7 protein-coding genes are annotated in these 7397 nt (G+C 61.8%); 5 read left to right on the forward strand and 2 right to left on the reverse strand.

Translation table 11 applies throughout. The annotated features are described in order from the left end of the window. A partial coding sequence (locus tag RTX98_RS19065) for a M23 family metallopeptidase (protein WP_312798418.1) occupies positions 1-456 on the forward strand: 456 nt, incomplete at its 5' end. 104 nt (positions 457-560) lie between these two features. Here the strand turns inward: RTX98_RS19065 and RTX98_RS19070 are convergent. Beyond that, positions 561-1430, reverse strand: a complete 870-nt coding sequence (locus tag RTX98_RS19070; protein WP_312798419.1) for an ATP-binding protein — start codon at positions 1428-1430, stop codon at positions 561-563. Between the two features lie 182 nt (positions 1431-1612). Between RTX98_RS19070 and yajC the strand changes: the two genes are divergently transcribed. Genes yajC through RTX98_RS19090 form a run of 4 tightly spaced genes read left to right on the forward strand, consistent with a single transcriptional unit; the run spans position 1613 to position 5805 of the window. After that, a complete protein-coding gene (yajC, locus tag RTX98_RS19075) occupies positions 1613-1954 on the forward strand; it encodes a preprotein translocase subunit YajC (protein WP_189502301.1) in 342 nt (113 codons plus the stop codon). A gap of 53 nt (positions 1955-2007) precedes the next feature. Next, complete coding sequence (secDF, locus tag RTX98_RS19080; RefSeq protein ID WP_312798420.1) at positions 2008-4569, forward strand: protein translocase subunit SecDF; 2562 nt, start codon at positions 2008-2010, stop codon at positions 4567-4569. 10 nt (positions 4570-4579) lie between these two features. Beyond that, positions 4580-4969 (forward strand): Mth938-like domain-containing protein, encoded by a 390-nt coding sequence (locus RTX98_RS19085; protein WP_312798421.1) that lies wholly within the window; start codon positions 4580-4582, stop codon positions 4967-4969. Further along, positions 4969-5805, forward strand: coding sequence for a phytoene/squalene synthase family protein (locus tag RTX98_RS19090; RefSeq protein ID WP_312798423.1), 837 nt, complete (start codon positions 4969-4971; stop codon positions 5803-5805). Before RTX98_RS19085 ends, RTX98_RS19090 begins: the two co-directional genes overlap by 1 nt. A 6-nt stretch (positions 5806-5811) precedes the next feature. Here RTX98_RS19090 and trmFO read toward each other — a convergent pair whose 3' ends face one another. After that, positions 5812-7239: a methylenetetrahydrofolate--tRNA-(uracil(54)-C(5))-methyltransferase (FADH(2)-oxidizing) TrmFO gene (gene trmFO / locus RTX98_RS19095; protein WP_312798424.1), complete on the reverse strand. Its 1428-nt coding sequence runs from the start codon at positions 7237-7239 to the stop codon at positions 5812-5814. Positions 7240-7397 lie beyond the last annotated feature (158 nt).

The raw sequence follows: 7397 nt of genomic DNA on the forward strand, positions 1-7397 counted from the left end.
CAACAGGCATCCTATACGCCGCCTAAGCAGACGGCGCGCGCGATCGTGGAAGATTCGGACGCGGAAGCACCAGGCGGCACCGGTATCGGCAAGATGCGCTGGCCGGTGCGCGGCAAGGTCATTTCGAACTACGGCAAGGGCGGCGGCAAGGCTGGCGACGGCATCGACATCGCCGTGCCGGAAGGCACGCCGGTGAAGGCTGCCGAGAATGGCGTCGTGATTTATGCCGGCGACGGCCTCAAGGAATTCGGCAACACCGTTCTGGTGCGCCACGAGAATGGTCTGGTCACGGTGTACGGCCATGCCAGCTCGCTGAAGGTTCAGCGCGGCCAGACCGTGAAGCGCGGTCAGGAACTGGCGCTGTCGGGGATGAGCGGTTCCACCGAGAGCCCGAAGCTCCATTTCGAGGTGCGCAAGAATTCTTCGCCGGTCGATCCTTCGACCTTCCTGGAATAGGCCTTCCCGGATAGCGCTTTAGTGATCCACGACCGGGAGCCGTTTTCTCCAGTCCGGCTCCCCGAAATGCCCGCCCGCTTTCACGCGTGGCGGGCTTTTTCGTTTCAGCCTTTCAGTGGCTGACCCAGCCGTCCGGCAAGATCCTGCACGAACTGCCAGGCAACGCGGCCGGAGCGACTGCCGCGCGTGGTGGCCCATTCCAGCGCCTCGGCAATCAGGCGATCGGCGTCGATGCTAAGGCGGTAGTGTTCCGCATAGCCTTTGACCATCGCTAGGTAATCGTCCTGGCTGCATTTGTGGAAGCCGAGCCAGAGGCCGAAGCGGTCTGATAGCGAGACCTTTTCCTCGACCGCTTCGCCGGGATTGATGGCTGTGGAGCGCTCATTGTCGATCATGTCGCGCGGCAGGAGGTGGCGACGGTTCGAGGTCGCATAGAAGATGACGTTTTCCGGCCGACCCTCGACCCCGCCTTCAAGCGCGGCCTTCAGCGACTTGTAGGAGGTGTCGTCATGATCGAAGGAGAGGTCATCGCAAAACAGGATGAAGCGGTCGTCCGAGCTTTTCAGCATGCCGAGCAGCTTGGGCAGCGTGTCGATGTCCTCGCGGTGGATCTCGATCAGCTTCAAAGGGCGATCTGACGCATGATTGATCGCGGCGTGAGCAGCCTTCACGAGTGACGATTTACCCATGCCGCGCGCGCCCCAAAGCAGCACGTTGTTGGCCGGCAGGCCGCGGGCGAAGCGTTCCGTGTTATCGACCAAGATATCGCGCACATGATCGACGCCCTTGATCAGGCCGATATCAACACGATTGACGTTCGGAACGGGGTCCAGCGCGGTTTTCTCAGCCGACCACACATAGCAATCGGCCTGGGAGAAGTCGGGGGCGAGGGCGGGTTGGGGCCCCAGCCGTTCAATCGCTGCGATGAGACGATCCAGCTTGGAACTCAGCGCTTGAAGGTCTGCTCCGTTCATATTCACTCGTAACTCTCTTGCGGACAGGGATTAGTGTCGAGGTGTACCACGCGGTACGGCATGCGAAAAGCACGGGAGTGGGCGGGTGAGGCGGTTGCTTCTACGCGGCGGGCGACTATAGTCCGCGCACTTTCGGGAGGCCTCGGGCCTGCCGCCTATCGCTTTGTCTGGAGATTCGCAGCATGTTCGTCACACCGGCCTATGCCCAATCCGTAACCGGCGGGACACCCGAAATCCTGATGAGCGTCCTACCGTTCATCCTGATCTTCGTCATCATGTACTTCCTGATCATCCGTCCGCAGCGCGCCCAGCTGAAGAAGCGTGGCGACATGCTGTCGAATGTGCGGCGCGGTGATACCGTCGTCACCGGCGGCGGTCTGATCGGCAAGGTCGTCAAGGTGATCGACGACAACGAACTCGAAGTCGATCTCGGCAACGGCCTCAAGGTGACGGCGCTGCGCTCCACGATCGCCGATGTGCGCGTGAAGGGCGAACCAGTCGCCAACCAGAACGCCAAGAAATAACCGCATTCGCGGCGGCATGCCCGCCGTAACGACTTTGCGCCGATAGAGGCAACATGCTTTATTTTTCCCGCTGGAAGACCTTCGCGATCTGGCTAGTCGTAGCCTTGGGCGTTGTGGTCTCAATTCCGAACATGTTGTCTCAGCAGGTGATCGACTCGCTGCCGAGCTGGTTGCCGAAGCGCGCGATGACGCTCGGCCTCGATCTGCAGGGTGGCTCGCACATCCTGTTGCAGGTCAGCCAGCAGGACCTGATCAACGATCGTCTTGAAGCGACGCGCGATTCGATCCGCAACACCCTGCGGGATGCCAAGATCGGCTATTCCGGCCTTTCGGGGACCAATCGCGCAGTGCAGGTCCGCGTGCGCGACTCGCAGCAGATCGATGCGGCGCGCACAGCACTCGAAGGCCTGACCGCGCCGATCTCCACCAGCCTGTTCAGTGCCGGCAGCGTGTCGGAACTGGCTCTGGACGAGCCGGAGCAGGGACTGTTCCGTTTGACGTTGACGGATGCGGGCATCACTTATCGTACCAGCTCCGCCGTTCAGCAGTCGGTTGAAGTGATCGGCCGCCGCGTTAACGAGCTCGGCACCACCGAGCCGATCATCCAGCGCCAGGGCACCGACCGCATTCTGGTTCAGGTGCCTGGTCTGCAGGATCCGCAGCGTCTGAAGGATATTCTCGGCCAGACAGCGAAGCTGACCTTCCAGATGGTGGATCAGACCGTGCCGGTGCAGGAAGCCGTCAGCGGCCGTCCGCCGGCTGGATCAACGGTGATGTATTCGACCGATGATCCACCCGTACCGTATCTCATCGAGAACCGTGTCATCGTGTCGGGCGAAAACCTCACGGACGCGCAGCCGTCGCTCGATCAGCGCAGCAACCAGTGGACCGTGTCGTTCCGCTTCGACAACCAGGGCGCACAGCGCTTCGGTCAGGCGACGCAGCAGAACGTGGGCAAGCTGTTTGCCATCATTCTCGACAACCAGGTTGTTTCCGCGCCGCAGATCCGCGAGCCGATTCTTGGCGGTCAGGGCCAGATTTCGGGCAACTTCAATGCACAGAGCGCCAGCGATCTGGCCGTTCTTCTGCGCGCCGGTGCATTGCCGGCCGATCTGACGATCGTTGAAGAGCGCACGGTTGGTCCGAGCCTCGGTGAAGACTCCATCAATGCCGGCAAGCTGGCTTCGGCCGTCGGCGCCGTGCTGGTGGTTGTCTGCATGCTGCTGGTTTACGGCAAGCTCGGCGTGATCGCCAACATCGCGCTGGCCGCAAACGTTGCGCTGATCGTGGCCCTGTTGACGCTGCTGGGCGCCACGCTGACGCTTCCGGGTATCGCCGGTATCGTGCTCACCATGGGCATGGCGGTGGACTCCAACGTCATCATCTTCGAGCGCGTCCGAGAAGAGCGCGCGCAAGGGAAATCTCTGGTTCAGTCCTTCGACCAGGGTTTCAAGCAGGCGCTTGCGACCGTGGTGGACGCCAATGTCACGACCTTCATCGTGGCGGCGATCCTGTTCTATATGGGCACCGGTCCTGTTCGCGGCTTCGCCGTGACGCTGGGCATCGGTATCATCACCACCGTGTTCACCGCCTTTACGCTGACGCGTTGGCTGGTGGCGCTGTGGGTGCGTCGCTCGCGGCCGAAGGAATATCCGGCGGGTCTCGTTCATTACCTGCCGTTGAACCCCTCAATCCCCTTCATGCGTTACCGCAATGTCGGCTTTGCGCTTTCCGGCCTGATCTCGCTGGTCGTGATCGGCATGGTTGCGGTCACGCCGTTCAACTATGGCATCGACTTCCTCGGCGGCTCGCTGATCGAGCTTCAGGCCAAGGACAAGTCGGCTGATGCGGCGGATGTTCGCGCGCGGTTGAGTGAGCTGAACATGGGCGAAGTTCAGGTTCAGGAGTTCGGCAACGAAGGCGCGATGATCGTGCGCGTCGGCACGCAGCAGGCTGGCGACAATGCCGAGCAGTCGGTTGTCGCCAAGGTGCAGGGTGAACTCAGCGAAGACTATGACTTCCGCCGCGTCGAGGTCGTCGGACCGACTGTGTCCGGCGAGCTTGCCTGGACGGGAACGATGGGCATCGTTTTGTCGATGCTGGCGCTGCTGATCTATATCTGGTTCCGCTTCGAATGGCAGTTCGGCGTCGGCGCGGTGATCTCCACGATCCACGACGTCATCGTGATCGTCGGCGTGTATGTGTTCTTCGGGCTGGAGTTCAACCTGTCGAGCATTGCGGCGATCCTGACGGTGATCGGCTATTCGATCAACGATACGGTGGTGATCTACGACCGTATTCGCGAAATGCTGCGGCGCTACAAGAAGATGCCGATCGACCAGGTGATCGACATCGCGCTGAACCAGACGCTGTCGCGAACCGTGCTGACGGGGCTCACAACGCTGCTTGCCTTGACGTCGCTCTATTTCTTTGGCGGGGAGGTGATCTCGTCCTTCGTGTTCGCCATCATCATCGGCGTCTTCGTCGGCACCTATTCCTCGCTGTTCATCGCTGGTCCGCTGCTGATCCTGTTCAAGCTGCGGCCCAACATGTTCGACAAGGAAGCCGACACAAAGACGGCTCTTCCCGCCGGGGCTCCGGCCGCAAAGTCTTGAGGCCAAGCTGATGGCGAGGGGGCTGGAAATACGCCAGGCGCATTTCCCCGGGCGGGCGCCGATCGAAGCCTATGGCGACGGCGGCTTCCGCTTTGCGGATATGTCGCATCGCGGTTCGATCCTGTGCCTGCCATCCGGTATATATGGTTGGGAGCCGGCCGATCGGACGGCTTTGACAGAGGGGGACTTCGAGCGTCTTCTGGATGAGGCGAAGAGCGTTGAAGTTCTGCTTGTGGGCACCGGCTTGTCGTTGCAGCCGCTGCCCAAGAGCCTGAAGACGCGGTTCCGCGAACTCGGCATCTCGTCCGATCCGATGTCGACGGGTGCGGCAGTTCGGACCTACAACGTGCTCCTTGCGGAAGATCGTGCAGTCGCTGCGGCTCTGTTCAGCGTGGAGTGATGGACTCCGCTGACGCCGACATCTGCCGCGAGCATGTCGCGCAGTCCGACCGTGATCGCTATCTGAGCGTTCTCTACGCTCCGGAAGAAAGGCGGCCGCATCTTTTCGCGCTTTACGCCTTCAATGCGGAAGTGGCCGAGATCACCGCGCGGGTGCGTGAGGCATTGCCCGGCGAGATCCGCTTGCAATGGTGGCGTGATGTTCTGACCGGGGGCGATTATAGCGGCGAGGGCGTTCCGCTCGCCAATGCGCTGCTGGCCACCATCAACGAATTTAAACTGCCGCATTCGGCCTTCGAGGCCTATCTCGATGCGCGCATCGGCGATCTCTATGCCGATCCCTTTCAGGACCGCACGGAACTGGAAGCCTATTGCGGGCAGACGGCGTCGGCAATGATCCAGCTTGCAAGCCTGGTGCTTGATCCGGCGGCAGCGCGCCTTGCGGCCGAGGCAGCGGGCCATGGCGGATGTGCCATGGGGATTGCCGGGCTGATCCGCTTGATGCCGCTTCACCGTGCACGCGGCAAATGCAGCGTCCCGCTCGATCTGCTCAAGGCTGCCGGTTTGACGCCCGAGAGCTTTCTTGCCGGTGACAACCCGGTCGTTGTGGCATCCGCAGTCGACATGATGGCGGCGTTGGCACGGGAGCATTACGGTAAGTTTGCTGCGGCGGCGTCGGTCTTGCCGGCATCCTTGCGGCCGGCTATGCTTTCCGTTGCCTTGACGCCGGCGCATCTCGGCAAAGTCAAAGCGGAAAAACCTTTCGATGAAGCTCGTCCGCTGTCTGATCTTCGCCGTCAGTGGATCTTGATGCGGAGTGCGGCGCGCGGCTGGTAGCTGTTGCTACTCAGCTGCTTCGGCAACCTCTTCCACAACCGGCAGTGCCGGAAGGCCCAGCCATTCGCGGCAATCGGCGATGGCACGCGAGGTGATCGCATGGCGCTTGGCGACGATCTTGTCCTTGCCACGCAAACGCTTGCCGGCCGTCTTTGGTGCTTCGACCGGTGGGAACAAGCCGAAATTGACGTTCATCGGCTGGAAGGAGCGTTTGCCGGGCTCATCGTCCGACACGATGTGGCCGCCGGTGATGTGGCCGAGCAGCGCGCCGAAAGCCGTCGTGTAAGGCGGCACCGAAACGGGAGTGCCGTTCCGTTCGGCCGCCGCAAAGCGGCCGGCGAGCAGACCAATCGCTGAACTCTCCACATAGCCTTCGCAGCCGGTGATCTGGCCGGCGAAACGGAGGCCCGGCCGCGACTTTAACTGAAGGGAATGATCGAGCAAGGTCGGGGAGTTGAGGTAGGTGTTGCGGTGCAGACCGCCGAGGCGCGCGAAGTCGGCATTCTCTAGACCCGGAATCATGCGGAAGATGCGGACCTGCTCGGCATGCTTCAGCTTCGTCTGGAAGCCGACCATGTTGTAGAGCGTGCCGAGCGCATTGTCCTGCCGGAGCTGCACGACTGCATAGGCCTTGGTCTGGGGATTATGGGCATTGGTCAGGCCCATCGGCTTCATCGGCCCATGGCGCGGCGTCTCGACGCCGCGTTCCGCCATCACCTCGATCGGCAAACAGCCGTCGAAATAGGGCGTGCCTTCCCATTCCTTGAACTCGGTCTTGCCGCCATCGATCAACGCCTGAACGAAGGCGTAATACTGGTCCTTGTCCATGGGGCAATTGATATAGTCCTTGCCCGTGCCGCCCGGACCGACCTTGTCGTAACGCGATTGGAACCAGGCCTTATTCATGTCGATCGTGTCGAAATGGACGATGGGCGCAATGGCGTCGAAGAAGGCCAGTGCGTCGGCGCCGGTTTGAGCCTGGATGGCGCTGGCAAGGTTTGGTGCGGTCAGCGGGCCGGTCGCGATGATGACCTGATTCCATGCTTCAGGCGGCAAACCAGCGACTTCCTCGCGTTCGATGGTAATTAGCGGATGGGCTTCGAGCTTGGCGGTGACTGCCTGCGAGAAGCCCTCGCGATCCACTGCCAGCGCACTGCCGGCGGGAACCTGGTTAGCGTCGGCGCACGCCATGATCAGCGAGTCGGCGAGCCGCATCTCGGCATGTAGCAGACCGACGGCATTGGCTTGCGCATCGTCGGAACGGAAGGAATTCGAACAAACGAGTTCGGCAAGGCCGTCTGTCTTGTGGGCTTCGGTGCCGCGGACGGGCCGCATTTCGTGCAGCTTAACGGGAATGCCGGCGGAGGCGATCTGCCAGGCTGCTTCGGAGCCGGCGAGACCGCCGCCGATGATATGAATGGGATTTGATGTCATGGGGTCCAAATACGCTCTTGCCGTGTGCCGTGCAATCAAATGCAGGCCGGGAGGGATCAAGATGCGATGAGGATCCTCCGCATACGACAACGCCCGCCGGGGGAGGAGATCCGGCGGGCGTCGTATGGGTGACCGGTTCCTGGGAGGAGGTAGGTTCC

Source organism: Tianweitania sp. (assembly GCF_032053605.1).
GTDB lineage: Bacteria > Pseudomonadota > Alphaproteobacteria > Rhizobiales > Rhizobiaceae > Tianweitania.